Genomic DNA, 14,662 nt, shown 5'->3' with positions numbered 1-14,662 from the left:
ACGGGTCCTCATCGTGTCCGCCCTTCGGCCATCGGGTGAGCGGGTGCCCGGCCCGCTCGTGGCAGGAGGTCCGCTCGTGCGCGGCGGGGTGCCGGCCGTCCGCCGCGTCGGCGGATGCCGGACAGGTCCGGGGGACTGAGCTGTGCCGCGAGCAGGGCGGCCAGCGCCAGCAGGAAACCGAGGACCTGCGGCAGGCTGAGCGACTCGCCGAGGACAAGGCCGACGACGGTCGCCACCAGCGGGGACAGCAGCACCAGCGGTGCGGACGCGCCGACCGGGAGGCTGCCGATGCCCCGGAACCACAGCGTGTACGCGATCAGCCCGCCCATGCTGCCGAGCCACAGGTAGCCGCCGGCCGCCCCCGCGTCGATCCGCTGGGGCACCCCCTCGATCGCGAGGGTCAGCGGAAGCAGCAGCAGCCCGCCGGCCGTCAGTTGCCAGCCGGCCAGGGCCAGGGGACCGACGCCCGCGGGACGGCCCCAGCGTTTGGTGAGGACGACCCCGCACGCCATGGTCGCCGTACCGCCGAGGCCCGCGAGGACCCCCACGGCGTCCAGCCGGGCCTGCGGCCCGAGGACGACCAGCCCGACGCCGATCACGCCGATCACCCCCCAGACCAGGCGCCACGCCGAGGGCCGGTCGCGCAGCACCGCGACGGCCAGCGCGGCGACCAGCAGCGGCTGGGCGGCGCCGAGGGTGGCGGCGACACCCCCGGGCAGCCGTTCGGCGGACAGGAACAGCAGCGGGAAGAACGCGCCGATGTTGAGCACGCCGAGGACGGCGGCCTTCCACCACCAGGTGCCGCGCGGGAGCGCGCGGGTGAGGGCGAGCGCGATCAGCCCGGCCGGCAGGGCGCGCATCAGTCCGGCGAACAGCGGATGCCCCGGGGGCAGCAGCTTCGTGGTCACGGCGTACGTCGTGCCCCAGGAAGCGGGGGCGAGTGCGGTCAGTGCGAGGGTCACCAGCTGCCCGGGCCGCGGCTGCGAGGTCCGCGGGGGTCCCGGTGACCGTTGGGTCGAGGAATGCATGGAGCGAGTCTCGGACCGCACACACCATGATTCCAAAGCATGCTTGTCATCGCAGCCATGAACGATGACGATGAATGGATGGACCTCCAGCAGATGCGGTACGCCGTCGCCGTCGCCGAGACCCGCAACTTCACCCGCGCCGCCGAGCGCTGCTCCGTGGTGCAGTCGTCCCTCAGCCACCGGATCGCCGGCCTGGAACGGGAACTGGGGGTCAGGCTGTTCGCCCGGACCAGCCGCCGGGTCGAACTGACCGGCGCGGGCGAGGCGTTCCTCGCCGCCGCGCGCGAGTGCCTGGCCGCCGCCGACCGCGCGGTCGCCGACGCCGCCGCCGCGACCGGTGTGGTGCGCGGGCGGCTCGGCGTCGGCGTGATCGTGACCACGGCCGCGGTGGACGTGCCCGAGGTGCTCCAGCGGTACCGCGCCCTGCACCCGGACGTCCACGTCGTGCTGCGCTCCGGGCGCAGCGACGACCTGGTGGCGGCGATCCGCGACGGCGACCTGGACATCGCCTTCCTCGGCCTGCCCGAGGGCGAGCGGCCCTCCGGAGTGGAGAGCCTCGTCCTCGACCACGACGAGCACGTGCTGGTGGTGCCCGCCGGTCACCGGCTGGTGGGCGCCTCCCGGGTGACGTTGAGCGAGATCGCCGGGGAGACGTTCGTGGACTTCGTGTCCGGGACACCCGGCCGGGCCCAGACCGACCAGGCGTTCACCGCCGCGGGCCTGGTCCGCGAAGTCGCGTACGAGGCCGCGCTCGTCGAGCTGATCATCCGGCTGATCGCACGCGGCCTCGGCGTGGCACTGCTGCCCTCGGCGTTCATCGGCCCCGCGGCCGCCGCCGAGCCCGGACTCGCGCTGGTGCCGGTGGTCGACGGCCCGCACCGCGTGGAACACCTGGCGTGGAGCCGGTTCAACCCCAGCCCGGCCGCCCGCGCGATGCTCCGCGTCCTCGGTGTCGGCCCCCGGACGCAGGGCCCTTCCGGTGGTTCTCCGCGGGAGAAGGAAGCCGGCCGTACCGGAGCCGGAGCCGGGGCAGGGGAGGGCGAGGACGCCGGGGAAGCGGACGTCCACCGCCCGCTGACAGCTCCCTGACAGCGAGCGGACGTCGAGGGCACGGCGACCGACCGGCGGCGGGACACCGGCAGGACATCTCCGTCCTACCGTCCTGGCCAGTCAGGCAGTTCTGGTCGTCCGCCCCGGACGTCAGCCCTGGTCCTCGGTTCCGACCGCCCGTCCTCCGGGCTAAGGGAGAGCGATTCCATGCCATCGCGCCACCTACTGAGCTGTGCCGCCGTCGGCGTCCTGTGCGCCGGGCTGCTCGGCGCCACCCCCGCCGGCGCCGTCCCAGGCGGCACCGTCTCCGCACGCGCCGTCTCCGCACGCGCAGTCGCCGCCGGTGCCCCCGCCCGCGTCCCGGCCCCGCCGGCCGTCACCGCGCAGAGCGTCATGCCGTACCTGGAGGAACTCCAGGCCATCGCCGACCGCAACGGCGGCAACCGGGCGCACGGCACGCCGGGCTACCGGGAGTCGGTGACGTACGTGAAGCGGGTGCTGGAGCGGGCGGGGTACCGCACCGTTCTCCAGCCGTTCACGCACGACGGTGCCACGGGCTACAACATCATCGCCGACTGGCCCGGCGGGGACCCGCGGAACACCGTCATGGTGGGCGCGCACCTCGACAGCGTCCTGGCCGGTCCCGGCATCAACGACAACGGCTCCGGCTCGGCCGCCGTGCTCGCCACCGCGGTCGCCGTGGCCCGCGCCCACCTGCCGGCCGGACGGCACCTCCGCTTCGCCTGGTGGGGCGCGGAGGAGGGCGGCCTGTTCGGGTCGGCGCACTACGTGAACACCCTGTCCCCGGCCGGGCGTTCCTCGATCCGCAGCTACCTGAACTTCGACCAGGCCGGTTCCCGGCACACCACGACGTGGCTGGTCACCCACGACCCGTCCGGGGCCGACGGCGCCGTGGAACCCACCGAGGACTTCGAGGGGTACTTCGCGGCCCGTTCCGTCCCGACCTTCGACATCGGCGACACCGGTTCGGACGACCAGTCCTTCGCCGCCGCGGGCATCCCCGTGGCCGGTTTCACCACCGGCATCTCCGACTGCATCCACAGCGCCTGCGACGACATCCACAACGTGGACCCGGCCGTCCAGACGCTCAGCACCGACGCCGTGCTCCACGTGACCTGGCAACTCGCCACCGCCGGGGACCGCCGATGAAGCGCCGCTGGATCCCCCCGCTCACCGCGCTCGCCCTGTGCGTGCTCACGAGCCTGGCGCCCGCGTCGGCGGCCGACGGCGGTTCCGGCCGGGGGGACCCGTACTACCCCGAGGACGGGAACTCCGGGTACGACGTCGCCGGGTACGACGTGCACATCGCCTACGACCCGGCGCACCCCGGCCACCTGGACGGTGACACCACGGTCACCGCGCGCGCCCTGGAGGACCTGGACCGCTTCCACCTGGACCTGACGGGCTTCGACGTCTCCTCCGTCACCGTCGACGGCACCGACGCCCGCGCGGTGGCACGCGAGGGCGAGCACGAACTGGTGATCACTCCGGCCCGGCGGCTGCGCAAGGGCGCCGGCTTCACCGTGCGCGTACGGTACGCGGGCGAACCGGTCGGAGCCGGCTGGCACCCCCTGGCCGACGGCGGCGCCGACGTCACCGGCGAGCCGCACGCCGCCACCGCCTGGTTCCCCGCCGACGACCACCCGTCCGACAAGGCCACCTTCCGTCTCGCGGCCACCGTCCCGGACGGCTGGACCGCCATCGGCAACGGCCGGCCAGGCCCGGTGACCGACGACGGCGCGGGCCACCGCACCTTCCACTGGTACGAGGACCGCCCCCTCGTCACCTACGCCGCCACCGTGGCCATCGACCGGTTCACCGTGCACACCGACACGCTGGACGACGGCACCCCGGTCATCAACGCCTACAGTCCCGGCGCGATCGTGGACCCGGACGCCGAGACGCTGCAGAAGGACGTCATCGGCTTCCTGGCGTCCCGCTTCGGCCCCTACCCGTTCTCCTCGGCCGGGGCCGTCGCGGTGACCGGCCGCACCCGCCCGGGGCCCGCCGACCTGGAGACCCAGAGCCGCCCGACCTACGACACGGGTCTCTTCGACGTCGCGATGGCACACGAGATCACCCACCAGTGGTTCGGCGACAGCGTGTCGTTCACCGACTGGCGCGACGGCTGCCTCGCCGAGTGCTTCGCCCAGTACGGCCAGTGGCTGTGGTACGAGCACCAGGGCGACGACATCGACCACGACTACTACCTGCCCCAGGTCCGCGAGCACCGCGCCGACCCGGAGTTCTGGCGCGTCCCGCTCTACGACCCCGGTCCGGGGCGCGAACTGGACTCCGCGCTGTACGACCGCGGGCCGCTGATGCTGCACGCCCTGCGGCGCACGGTCGGCGACGACGTGTTCTTCGGCATCCTGCGCACATGGACGGCAGCACACCGCTACGGCAACGCCTCCTGGCCGCAGTTCGAGGCGCTGGCGGCCCGGCTCTCCCACCAGGACCTGCGCGGGTTCTTCACGGCCTGGGCGCACGGCACCGAGGTCCCCCCGGACCGGTACCTGTATCCGGGCGCACTGGCAGGCTGACCGAGAAGACCGATCCCGTGCCGGGCACGCTCGACGCGTGCGCGCCGCCGCCGTGCGCCTCGGCGAGTCTGCGGACGATGGACAGGCCGAGACCGCTTCCCCCGCCCTGCCTGCTCCGGGACTTCTCCGCGCGCCAGAAACGGTCGAAGACCCTGGGCAGGTCCTCCCCGCCGATGCCGGAGCCGGTGTCCTCGACGCTGAACACCACCTCCTCGCCCGCCGCCCGGGCGGACAGGGTGACCGTGCCGCCGGCGGGGGTGTGCCGCAGGGCGTTGGAGACCAGGTTCCCGATCGCCTGGCGCAGCCGCACCGGGTCGGCGTACAGGGTCGGCACCTGCCCGGCCCGGACCCGCAGCCGGACCCCGGCGGAGGCCGCGTTGCCCTGGTGGGCGAGGGCGACCTGCGCGAGCAGAGCGGCCGCGTCGACGTCCTCGGGGTGCAGCCGGAGCGCCCCTGCGTCGGCCGCAGACAGGTCCCGCAGGTCGTCGATGACGTGCTGGAGCAGCATCGCCTCCTGGAGCAGCGAGGAGACGACGCTCTCGTCCGCGGGCACCACACCGTCCTCGACGGCCTCCAGCCAGCCGCGGACGTTGCTGAGCGGGGCGCGCAGTTCATGGGCGACGTCGCTGACCAGCGCGCGCCGCATCTCCTCCAGCTGCTGCCGTCTGCTCGCCATCAGGTTGAACGCCGCGGCGAGCCGGCCGAACTCGTCGTCGCCGGCCACCTCGACGCGCGCGCTCTGGTCCCCCTGCGCCATCCGCCGGGCCGCACCGGTCAGGGCGCGCAGCGGTTCGACCATGCGCGTCCCGGCGACGAACGTGACCGTCACGGTGACCAGCAGGACCGCGACGGCCGCCCCGGCGATCCTCGCGCGGTTGGCGCCGGACAGGTCGAAGAAGGTGGCGATGCGCCGGCCGGGGGCGGTGGCGAAGAGCAGGGCGGGCGAGGCCACGTAGGGCGCGAGCTGTTCACGCCGGGCGGTGGACAGACAGCTCTCCACCGCCCGGGTGTCCGGGGCGCCGCGAGCGGTGGAGGGCGTCCAGGACAGGTCGTCGGCGAGCCGGATCCGCGGGGCGTGACGGCCGGTGAGGCAGTCGTCGACGAGGCGGGCCAGCTGAGCGAGCGCCCCGCGCTCCGTGGCGGTGCGCCGGTGCAGGTCGTCGAGCCCGCACCGGTCCCCGCCCTCCAGGGCGAGGCCGCCGCCCACGATCTCCGGCCGCCCGTTCGGGGCCCGCCTGATTCCGATCTCCGGGTGGCCGCCCGGGGTCCGGGTGGTGTCGGACGCCGGACGGCTGTCGGGGGCCGGAGGAGTCTCGGTCTCCGGGCGGCCGTGGGAGGTCCGGGAAGTCCCGGTGTCCCGGCGGCCGTTCGGGGTCGGGTTGGTGTCGGTCTCCGGGCGGCTGTCCGGGGTCCGGGTGATCCGGACGTCCTGCCGGCTGTCCGGTGCCCGCGTGATCCCGGTGTCCTGCCGCGGTCCGAGGGCGCGCAGGCAGGTCGCCGCCCGGGACGCCGCGGCGTCCAGCGCGGCCCGTTCCGGGCCGGTCAGCCGGAAAGGACCGACGGCGCGCGGATCGATGCCGTCGGAGCGCGTCCCGGCGCGGCGGGGCGCGAGCGCGGTGTCCACGGCCAGCGCGTCGACGGTCGCCGACGCCGTCGAAGGCAGCGGTGCGGCCGCGCTCCGGCCGCCTTCCCCGGAGTCCGCCAGCGGACGGCGGTCCGCGTCGGTCAGTGTGATCCGGCGGCCGGTCTGCCGGGCCAGGGCGCGGACCGTCGGCCCGGCCCCGCTCCAGTCCGGGTGCGTGGCGGCGAAACCGACGAGCGTGTCGTAGATCCGTGCGTCGTCGGCGAGGACCTGGCCGCGCTCCCGTCCGATGGCGACGGCGGTGAGGCTGACGACGAGCCAGGCCGTCGCCGCGACCGAGCAGAGGGAGACCAGCGCCGACAGCCCCAGCAGCCGCGCCCGCAGGCTTCTGCGCAGCGGTGTGTCACCTCCCACGGGAACCGGAACCGGTCTCGCGTCCGGCGGGATCGGCAGCCCTGCCGGAGGTGTCAGGGGAGCGGACGTCGGCGAGCTTGTAGCCGACGCCATAGACGGTCAGCAGCCGTTCGGGCCGGACGGGATCGGGCTCGATCTTGCGGCGCAGGTTCATGACGTGCCCGTCGACCGTGCGGGTCGTGACGTAGCGGTCGATGCCGTGCAGGTGCTCCAGTATCTGCTTCCTGGTGAACACCCGGCCCGGCGCGGACGCCAGCATCTCCAGCACGCGGAACTCACCGGGCGTGCAGTCGGCCGTCCGCCCGTCCACCCGGACCTCGAAGCGAGCGGGGTCGACCACGAGCGACCCCACGGCGAACACCGGTTCGGCCGGCCGGACGGCCCTGGGAACGGAGACGGCCCCGGGAAGAGGCGTGGCCGAGGGAACAGGCGGAACAGGCGTGGCCGAGGGAACAGAGGTGGCCGCGGTGCGGGAACGCCTCAGCAGGGTACGGACGCGGGCGACCAGTTCGCGGGGGCTGAACGGCTTGGTCATGTAGTCGTCCGCGCCCAGGTCGAGGGCGAGCAGCAGGTCGTCCTCCTCCGCACGCGCGGTGAGCATCAGGACCGGGACCTCGGATTCCCGCCGCAGCACCCGGACCACGTCCAGCCCGTCCGTGCGCGGCATCATCCAGTCCAGCACCACGAGATCGGGCAGCCGGCGCCGGATCTCCTCCAGGGCGGCCCGCCCGTCGTGGACGACACCGACCGCATGGCCCTCCCTCTCCAGGTAGCGGCGGATGAGATCGGTCTGTTTGGGATCGTCGTCGGCGAGCACGATGTACGCACACATGGGGGCCATCGTAGGAAGCGCGGCAGGTGACACCCACCGCTGCCGCACATGTCGGCGAGGGAGCACCGGACGGCGACAGGAATCCGACAACTTCCTGACATCCGGCGGGAGAAGAGACTCAGATCCAGGTGTCGAGCCACATCCTGGCGAGCCAGTCGGCGTACGGGATCGTCTGCCCGGTGTAGAGCGGCAGGAAGCAGAGGAAGTTCCCGACGACGAGCACGACGAGCACACCCGCGGCCGCCGCCCCCGCCGCGCGGCGCCGGCCGGTGGCGCCCGGCGGGCCGGCCAGGGCACCCAGCAGCATCGTCACGGCCAGACACAGGTACGGCACGAAGACGACCGCGTAGAAGGAGAAGATCGTGCGGTCCTGGTAGAGGAACCAGGGCAGATAACCGGCCGCCACCGCGCACAGCACCGCACCGGCGCGCCAGTCGCGGCGCAGCGCCCAGCGGTGGAGCAGGTAGACGAGGGCGCAGCAGGCCGTCCACCACAGGAGCGGAGTGCCGAGCGCGAGGACCGTCTGTGAGCAGCCTGCCGCCGTGTGGCAGCCGTCGTGCCCGGCTTTCGGTGACTGGTAGTGGAAGAGCACCGGGCGGCCCAGGACGAGCCAGCTCCACGGGTTGGACTGATACGTGTGAGGGGTGTGCAGGCCCACGTTGAACTGGTAGACGGCGTCCTCGTAGTGCCACAGGCTGCGCAGCGGGGCGGGGATCCACGACCAGGTACCGCCGCGGCCGTCGGCCCAGTGACGGCCGTAACCGCCGCCGGACAGGAACCAGCCGGTCCAGGTCGCCAGGTAGGTCACTGCGGCCACCGGGACCAGGGACAGGACGGAGCGGACCAGCTCCTTGCGCAGCACCGCACGCCAGGGGCGACGGGCCCCGGCGACGCGGCGCGCCCCCACGTCCCAGAGCACGGTCAGGGCCACGAAGAACGCCAGCACGTACAGGCCGTTCCACTTGGTCGACGCCGCGAGCCCCAGGAAGAGCCCGGCCGCGATCCGCCAGGGCCGTACCCCTGTCCCGGCGCGGTCGCCGGTGTGCGCGTCCGGGCGCACCCGGCCGTCCGCACCGGTGGGCAGGGCCGCCGCGAGCCGGGCCCTGGCACGGTCGCGGTCGATGAGCAGGCAGCCGAACGCGGCCAGGACGAAGAACATGACGACGAGGTCCAGCAGCGCCGTACGGCTCATCACCACGTGCAGTCCGTCCACCGCCATCAGCAGGCCGGCCAGGCAGCCCAGCAGCGTCGAACGGAAGAGGCGGCGCCCGGTCCGGCACAGCATGAGCACCGACAGGGTGCCGAGGGCCGCCGTCATGAAGCGCCAGCCGAACGGGTCCAGACCGAACATCCACTCACCGAGGCCGATCACCCACTTGCCCGCCGGCGGGTGAGCGACGAAGGCCCCGGTGTCGGAGAGCTGGACGGCCTGCGGGTGGGCGAGGATCCGCGGGTCGGCGACCTTGCGGTCCGGCCAGGTGCTCTCGTAGCCGAGCCGCAGCAGGGACCAGGCGTCCTTGGCGTAGTAGGTCTCGTCGAAGACCAGGCTGCGCGGCCGGCCCAGGTGCCAGAAGCGGATCGCCCCGGCCAGGACCGCGACGAGCACCGGTCCCAGCCAGTCCATCACCTTCGCGACGCGGTACGCCCGTGCCGGGCCGACACCCAGCAGCTCCCACACACGTGTCGAGGGCCGCGCGAACGGCGGAACCAGCCGCTCACGGACGTCGGTTCCCGGCCGTGCCACGTATCCGAAGCGGCGAAGCCGTTCCGGCCGGCCGCCGGGGTCCGTCGCCGTCACCCTCGCCGTCGTCGCCCTTGTCGTGGTCGTCGCCTCAAGTGGGCTGTCAGGGACAGGGGAACGGGGCACGTGGTCGTCGCTGCTCGTCACCGGAACACGATAGGCGCTGTCGCCGCCGGGACCGCAATGTGTCTCGGCCGGCCGAGCGGTACGAGCGACCAAGTGTTTCGCCCGGACACGAGTGTTTCGACCGCGCGAGCGTCTCACCGGACAGAAGTGTTTCGACCGGAACGGGCTTTCTCGGTGGACGCCAGTTGTTCGACCAAGACATGAGTGACCGGCGCGAGTGTTCCGGTCCGGTTATGTGTCCTGACCGGCCAGGTGTCTCACCGCCGGCGATGTGCTTCCTCAGTCCGGTCGGCGGGGCTCGGTCAGGCCGTCGTCCCGGGCCGCCGCGTGGCGGGCCGCCGCATGGCGGGGCGCGGCCGGTGCGAGGGCCGCCGCGGCGAGGAGCGCGAGCTTGTCGGCGCTCCCGCTGCCGGCGTCGGGGTGGTAGACGACCAGCATCTGCCCGGCGGTGCCGCCGATGCCGAGTTTCTCGCGGTTCAGCTGGAGGTCACCGACCTGCGGGTGGTCGATGCGCATGGGTGCGCCCTCGCGTGCCCGGACGTCGTGCCGCGCCCAGAGCTGCCGGAAGCGGGGGCTGGCCAGGGAGAGTTCACCGACGAGTTCGATGAAACGAGGATCGTCGGTGTCGGCGCCGACGGATTCCCGGAAGCCCGCGACCAGGCCCTGCGTGGCCTCGGTCCAGTCCGGGTACAGCTCCTGCTCGGCGGGGTCGAGGAACACGTCGCGCAACCGGTTGCCGCCCGCCACCAGACGGGGCGAGAGCGCGGTCGCCAGGGCGTTGGCGGCGAGGACGTCGAAGTAGCGGCCCTCCACGAACGCGGGCAGCGGGAGGGTGGCGAGGAGTTTGGCGATCCCCGTCGGAACCCTCTCCTTCCTGGGACGGCGCCGTGAGCGCCGTGGCCGGTCCGCTGCGAGACCGAGCAGGTAGGCCGTCGCGTCCTCGTCGAGGAGGAGCACGCGGGCGAGGGATTCGAGGACCTGGACGGACGGGTTGCGGTCGCGGCCCTGTTCCAGGCGCAGGTAGTAGTCGGCGCTGATGCCGGCGAGCATCGCGACCTCCTCACGGCGCAGCCCCGGCACCCGCCGCACACCCAGGACGGGGATCCCGGCCTGTTCGGGAGTGACGAGTTCACGGCGGGCCCGGAGGTACTCACCCAGCGGATTCGGCTCGTCGCTCATGCGCCCCACCGTAAGTCACGGGAGGGCGGACGTGCCTGGCCCTGTCACTCCCAGCCAGAAGCCAGAAGCCAGAAAACCCAGACAGCGGGCCGCCGGCAACAGGCACCGGGCACCAGGCACCAGGCAGCAGGCCCCCCGGGTGGTCCGGTGCGCTGCGGTGGCGGTGGGGTGTGCTGAACAGCGCGCGCGCCCTGTCAGCGCCGGGCCTCAGCGCCGGCGGCGCCCTCCGCTTCCGCGCCGCCGAAGTCGGGCACGCCCGACAGCAGGTGTTCGGCGCTGCCCTCGAGGGCGGCGGCCGTCTCGATCGAGCGGGGGAGCATGGTCTTCTCGTAGTCGCGGACCGCGTCGTCGACGGTGGCCGCACCGGCGAGGGCGAGCGCCAGTTCGCAGGCGTCGAGCATGGCGAGGTTGACGCCGACGCCGAGCGGGGGCATGAGGTGGGCCGCGTCGCCGAGGAGGGTGACCGCCGGGTGGTGCTCCCAGGCGTGCGGGACGGGCAGGGCCAGGATCGGGCGGTGGACGTAGGGGCCGTCGTTGTCGCTGATCATCTGCCGCAGGCGGGGTGACCAGTGGGCGTACTCGTCGAGCAGCAGGGCGCGGAGGGCGCCGGTGTCGTCGGCGGTGAGGCCGCGCTGGGCGATCCGGTCGACCGGCACCCGCCGGATGAGGTACACGCGGATGTGGCCTCCGCTGTTGCGCTGGGCGAACATGCCGCGCTCGCCGTCGGCCGCCGCGGCGCTGCCCGGCCCGACCAGGTCGGCGATGTCCGGGTGCCGGTTCTCGACGTCGGAGAACCACGCCTCCAGGAAACTCACCCCGGTGTACCGGGGCACGGCGGCGGAGACGGCGGGGCGCACCCGGGAGAAGGCTCCGTCGGCGCCGATGACCAGATCGGCCTCGGCCGTGGTGCCGTCGGTGAAGCGCAGGTGCCGCGGTCCGTCGGCGGGGCCGCTGATCGTGTCCAGCGTCCGGCCCCAGCGCACGGTTCCCGGACGCAGCGAGCCGAGCAGCAGGTCGCGCAGCTGACCGCGGTCGATCTCCGGCCTGAACCGTTCGCCGGCCGCTGGGACCTCGTGCAGGACGAGGGTCCCGTCCGGGTCCATCCGGCGCATTTCCTGCCCCTCGGGGCGGGACAGCTCGAAGAACCGGTCGAGCAGGCCGGCCTCGCGCAGCGCGATCTGGCCGTTGTCGGCGTGCAGGTCGAGGGTGCCGCCCTGGTCGCGGGCGCCCGGGCCGGCGTCGCGTTCGTGGACGGTGACCGCCATGCCGTGCCGCTGGAGGATGCGGGCACAGGTCAGCCCGCCGGGCCCGGCACCGATGATGCTGATCCTGGCGCGGGCGGGGTGGGGTGAGGCCGCTGCGGCTGCGGCGGGGGTGGTCTTGGCGGCGGGGGTCTTCGGCGCGGCAGGGGTCGCGGTCATGACGGTTCTCTTTCATCGGGGTTCGGCCGAGGCGACTTCAACGGATCCGGACTGTCGGCTGATCGCTTGAGCGCCCGAGGGGCTGATCACTCGATGGGCTGATCACCCCATGGGCTGACGCCCGGTCGGCTCGGTGGCTCCAGAAAAGCAGAACCGATAAAAAAGTGCAACGAGTCAACTTAAGCATCGATGCCACTCTCGGCTATGCTCGGCACATGACCGTGCCTCCCGTCAGCCGCCGCGAACGCAAGAAGGCGGCCACCAGGCGAGCGATCGCCGACGCCGCGCTCCAGCTCTTCCTGGAGCACGGCTACGACCAGGTGAGCATCCGGGACATCGCCGACGCGGCCGACGTGTCGACCACCACGGTGTTCAAGCACTTCACCGGCAAGGAAGCCCTGGTGTTCGACCAGGACGAGGACCGGGAGGCGGAACTGGTCGCCGCGGTGCGGCAGCGGCCGGCGGGGCGGAGCATCCTCGACGCCCTCCGGCAGCATGTGCTCGACACCTGGCTGCCCGTCGCGGAGCACCCGCAGCGGGCCGGCTTCACCGGCCTGGTGGACTCCACACCGGCGCTTCGCGCGTACGCCGAACGCATGTGGACCCGGCACACCGACGCCCTCAGCGCGGCCATCGCCGACGAGACAGGTGCCGGCCACGACGACCTCGCGTGTGTGGCCCTCGCCCGGTTCGTCCTGGAGATCCCGGCCCTCGCGGGCGGTCGGGAGGACCGCCGGGCCGCGGTCGAGGAGATCTTCGGCATCCTCGCCCACGGCTGGAAACCGCCGTCCGGCGCGACGGCGGCGCGCGACGCCTGACCACCGGTCAGGGTCCCCGGCGCCCGCCGCGGCACCGCCGCCGACGAGGCGTCGTTCACGCTGCGGGCCCCCGGTGGCGAGATCCCCGGCACGTCCGTCGCCGACGGCAGGCCCGGCGTGGCCCCCGGCACCCTCGTCGGCCCGGTGCGGCGAGGGGTCTGACCGTCGCTTTCCGCCACCGCGCCGGCACGTCGCTCAGGGGCCCCGCTGCTCGCCGTGCCCGTTCCCGGGCCGGCCCGCGGTGGCGGCGAGGGTGCGGGCCGTCTCGATCACGGTGGTGCGGCGGCGGGCGAGGGCGTCCCGGTAGGTCGGCTCGTCCAGGGCCATGCGGCACATTCCGGGCACCGCGAAGTTCCAGGCGATCAGTCCCATGAGGGTGAACAGCAGGTCCTGGGCGGCGCGGAGACGGGCGTCCTCGGGCAGCCCGGGTGCCACGCCGCCGCCCCCGCTGCCGTCGCCCATGAGCCGGTGGGCCTTCTCGCGGAACGCGTCACGGAACTCCCTTTCGCGTTCCCCGTCCCGCTCCCCCTCGTCCTCGAAGCCTCCGTCACCGTCGCCGCCCGTCCGTGCGCCCGCGGCCTCGTCCCCGCCGTCGCGCGCCTCGTCCCCGCCGTCGCCCGTCTCCAGCGCCTCCCAGAGCAGCAGCCGGATCAGCTCCGGGTGGTGCTGGTACCAGTCGAAGAGCTGCCCGACCGACTCGGCCACCGCGTCGGGATCGACGGAGATGCTGACGCTGATTTCCGCCAGCTTCGCCCGCAGGACGGCCGCGAACAGCCTCTCCTTGTTGCCGTAGTAGAGGTAGATGGCCTGCTTGTTGGCCCTGGCGGCCGCCGCGATCCGGTCCACCCTGGCTCCGGCCAGGCCGCGGTCGGCGAACTCGGCAGCGGCGGCGGCGAAGATCCGCCGTCTGGTGTCCTCCGCGTCATAGGCCATGGCACGAATTAAACCATCCGGTTGACTCGGCGCCCTCCGGAGGGCAGCATCGGTCGCGGAGTAAAACAACCAGATGGTTTATTACTGATGCCGTCCTCCGGTGTCCGTGATGCCGTCCTCCGGCATCCGTGTGGCGTCCGATTCGTCGAAAGGCTCTCCCATGAGCACTGCCACCCCCGTCCCCGCGGCCCCCGTCCCCGTCCGATCTCCGCTGCCCAGCGCCCTGGCCGGCACGACCGCCGTCCTGGTCGGCGCAAGCTCGGGCATCGGGCTGGCGGCGGGCGAGCTGCTGCGCTCGGTGGGCGCCCGCGTCGTGCTGGTGGGGCGCGATCCCGACCGCCTGAAGGCCGCCGTCGCCCGGGTGCGCGGCGCCGGCCCGGCCGAGGACCCCGACGACAGCGTGCTGGCCGTGGCGGGCGACAGCGCGGACGAGGGCACCCTGGCCGAGGCCTTCGACGCGGCGGGCCACGTCGACCACGTGTTCGTCACCGCGGGCGGCATCGGCGGCGCCGGTCCCGTGACCGAGCTGTCGGCCGAAGACCTCCGTACGGTCTTCGAGTCCCGCGTGCAGACGGCCTTCACCGCCGCCCGCGCGGTGGCGACCCGGCTGCCCGCCGGCGGCTCGCTGACCTTCACCTCCGGGATCCTCGTGGTCCGCCCCCTGCCCGGGATGAGCAGCCTGCTGTCGGTCGCGGGCGCGGTGGAGACGCTCACCAGGGCCCTCGCCGTCGAATTCGCCCCCGCACGCCTGCGGGTGAACACCGTCCGCTTCGGCCGGATCGACACCCCGCTCCTGCGCTCGCGGCCGGGAATGGGCTCCGACGACGCGGTCGCCGCCGCCGGGGCGAGCGCTCCGCTCGGCCGCTTCGGGACCGCGGCCGAGGCCGCCGCCTCGGCCCTGTTCCTCATGGCCAACACCTACGTGACCGGCCAGGTCCTCACCGTCGACGGGGGTGAGACCCTCTTCTGACGCC

General features: G+C 73.6%; 12 protein-coding genes. 5 read left to right on the top strand and 7 right to left on the bottom strand.

Features of this window, described 5'->3' with window-relative positions; all coding sequences use genetic code 11:
* Positions 1 to 8: 8 nt before the first annotated feature.
* The gene (locus AC6I72_RS34625; RefSeq protein WP_498005422.1) at positions 9 to 1,028 is read right to left on the bottom strand and encodes an EamA family transporter; all 1,020 of its coding nucleotides are present in this window, start codon (positions 1,026 to 1,028) and stop codon (positions 9 to 11) included.
* Between the two features lie 78 nt (positions 1,029 to 1,106).
* On the opposite strand from AC6I72_RS34625, the gene AC6I72_RS34620 reads away from it, so the two are divergent.
* The 3 genes from AC6I72_RS34620 to AC6I72_RS34610 all read left to right on the top strand — a co-directional run bounded on the left by AC6I72_RS34620 (position 1,107) and on the right by AC6I72_RS34610 (position 4,642).
* Positions 1,107 to 2,117 (top strand): LysR family transcriptional regulator, encoded by a 1,011-nt coding sequence (locus AC6I72_RS34620; RefSeq protein WP_498006436.1) that lies wholly within the window; start codon positions 1,107 to 1,109, stop codon positions 2,115 to 2,117.
* Between the two features lie 168 nt (positions 2,118 to 2,285).
* Positions 2,286 to 3,248, top strand: a complete 963-nt coding sequence (locus AC6I72_RS34615) for a M28 family peptidase (RefSeq protein WP_498005421.1) — start codon at positions 2,286 to 2,288, stop codon at positions 3,246 to 3,248.
* Positions 3,245 to 4,642, top strand: coding sequence for a M1 family metallopeptidase (locus tag AC6I72_RS34610; protein ID WP_498005420.1), 1,398 nt, complete (start codon positions 3,245 to 3,247; stop codon positions 4,640 to 4,642). The genes AC6I72_RS34615 and AC6I72_RS34610 overlap by 4 nt, the downstream gene beginning before the upstream one ends.
* Here AC6I72_RS34610 and AC6I72_RS34605 read toward each other — a convergent pair.
* From AC6I72_RS34605 to AC6I72_RS34585, 5 genes are all read right to left on the bottom strand, one after another.
* Complete coding sequence (locus tag AC6I72_RS34605) at positions 4,572 to 6,638, bottom strand: sensor histidine kinase (protein ID WP_498005419.1); 2,067 nt, start codon at positions 6,636 to 6,638, stop codon at positions 4,572 to 4,574. The genes AC6I72_RS34610 and AC6I72_RS34605 overlap by 71 nt on opposite strands.
* Positions 6,628 to 7,470: a response regulator transcription factor gene (locus tag AC6I72_RS34600; protein ID WP_498005418.1), complete on the bottom strand. Its 843-nt coding sequence runs from the start codon at positions 7,468 to 7,470 to the stop codon at positions 6,628 to 6,630. Before AC6I72_RS34600 ends, AC6I72_RS34605 begins: the two co-directional genes overlap by 11 nt.
* A gap of 118 nt (positions 7,471 to 7,588) precedes the next feature.
* Complete coding sequence (locus AC6I72_RS34595) at positions 7,589 to 9,268, bottom strand: dolichyl-phosphate-mannose--protein mannosyltransferase (RefSeq protein WP_498005417.1); 1,680 nt, start codon at positions 9,266 to 9,268, stop codon at positions 7,589 to 7,591.
* Between the two features lie 348 nt (positions 9,269 to 9,616).
* Positions 9,617 to 10,516, bottom strand: coding sequence for a helix-turn-helix domain-containing protein (locus AC6I72_RS34590; protein WP_498005416.1), 900 nt, complete (start codon positions 10,514 to 10,516; stop codon positions 9,617 to 9,619).
* 194 nt (positions 10,517 to 10,710) lie between these two features.
* The gene (locus tag AC6I72_RS34585; RefSeq protein ID WP_498005415.1) at positions 10,711 to 11,937 is read right to left on the bottom strand and encodes an FAD-dependent oxidoreductase; all 1,227 of its coding nucleotides are present in this window, start codon (positions 11,935 to 11,937) and stop codon (positions 10,711 to 10,713) included.
* Between the two features lie 215 nt (positions 11,938 to 12,152).
* On the opposite strand from AC6I72_RS34585, the gene AC6I72_RS34580 reads away from it, so the two are divergent.
* Positions 12,153 to 12,755: a TetR/AcrR family transcriptional regulator gene (locus AC6I72_RS34580; RefSeq protein ID WP_498005414.1), complete on the top strand. Its 603-nt coding sequence runs from the start codon at positions 12,153 to 12,155 to the stop codon at positions 12,753 to 12,755.
* Positions 12,756 to 12,950: 195 nt separating this feature from the next.
* Here the strand turns inward: AC6I72_RS34580 and AC6I72_RS34575 are convergent, their stop codons facing one another.
* Complete coding sequence (locus tag AC6I72_RS34575; RefSeq protein ID WP_498005413.1) at positions 12,951 to 13,688, bottom strand: TetR/AcrR family transcriptional regulator; 738 nt, start codon at positions 13,686 to 13,688, stop codon at positions 12,951 to 12,953.
* A 160-nt stretch (positions 13,689 to 13,848) separates the two neighbouring features.
* On the opposite strand from AC6I72_RS34575, the gene AC6I72_RS34570 reads away from it, so the two are divergent.
* Positions 13,849 to 14,658 carry an SDR family NAD(P)-dependent oxidoreductase gene (locus AC6I72_RS34570; protein WP_498005412.1) on the top strand — a complete coding sequence of 270 codons (810 nt, stop codon included), beginning with the start codon at positions 13,849 to 13,851 and terminating at the stop codon, positions 14,656 to 14,658.
* The last annotated feature ends 4 nt before the right edge of the window (positions 14,659 to 14,662 follow it).

The sequence above is a fragment of the Streptomyces sp. Xyl84 genome, assembly GCF_059731885.1.
Note: the sequence above shows the minus strand (reverse complement) of the source record. Positions and strands in the feature narration are given on the sequence as shown.

What these genes read in the sequence shown, in the direction of transcription:
- AC6I72_RS34625 (WP_498005422.1), bottom strand. Translation starts at nt 1,028, where the DNA reads ATGCATTCCTCGACCCAACGGTCACCGGGACCCCCGCGGACCTCGCAG.
- AC6I72_RS34620 (WP_498006436.1), top strand. Translation starts at nt 1,107, where the DNA reads ATGGACCTCCAGCAGATGCGGTACGCCGTCGCCGTCGCCGAGACCCGC.
- AC6I72_RS34615 (WP_498005421.1), top strand. Translation starts at nt 2,286, where the DNA reads ATGCCATCGCGCCACCTACTGAGCTGTGCCGCCGTCGGCGTCCTGTGC.
- AC6I72_RS34610 (WP_498005420.1), top strand. Translation starts at nt 3,245, where the DNA reads ATGAAGCGCCGCTGGATCCCCCCGCTCACCGCGCTCGCCCTGTGCGTG.
- AC6I72_RS34600 (WP_498005418.1), bottom strand. Translation starts at nt 7,470, where the DNA reads ATGTGTGCGTACATCGTGCTCGCCGACGACGATCCCAAACAGACCGAT.
- AC6I72_RS34590 (WP_498005416.1), bottom strand. Translation starts at nt 10,516, where the DNA reads ATGAGCGACGAGCCGAATCCGCTGGGTGAGTACCTCCGGGCCCGCCGT.
- AC6I72_RS34585 (WP_498005415.1), bottom strand. Translation starts at nt 11,937, where the DNA reads ATGACCGCGACCCCTGCCGCGCCGAAGACCCCCGCCGCCAAGACCACC.
- AC6I72_RS34580 (WP_498005414.1), top strand. Translation starts at nt 12,153, where the DNA reads ATGACCGTGCCTCCCGTCAGCCGCCGCGAACGCAAGAAGGCGGCCACC.
- AC6I72_RS34575 (WP_498005413.1), bottom strand. Translation starts at nt 13,688, where the DNA reads ATGGCCTATGACGCGGAGGACACCAGACGGCGGATCTTCGCCGCCGCC.
- AC6I72_RS34570 (WP_498005412.1), top strand. Translation starts at nt 13,849, where the DNA reads ATGAGCACTGCCACCCCCGTCCCCGCGGCCCCCGTCCCCGTCCGATCT.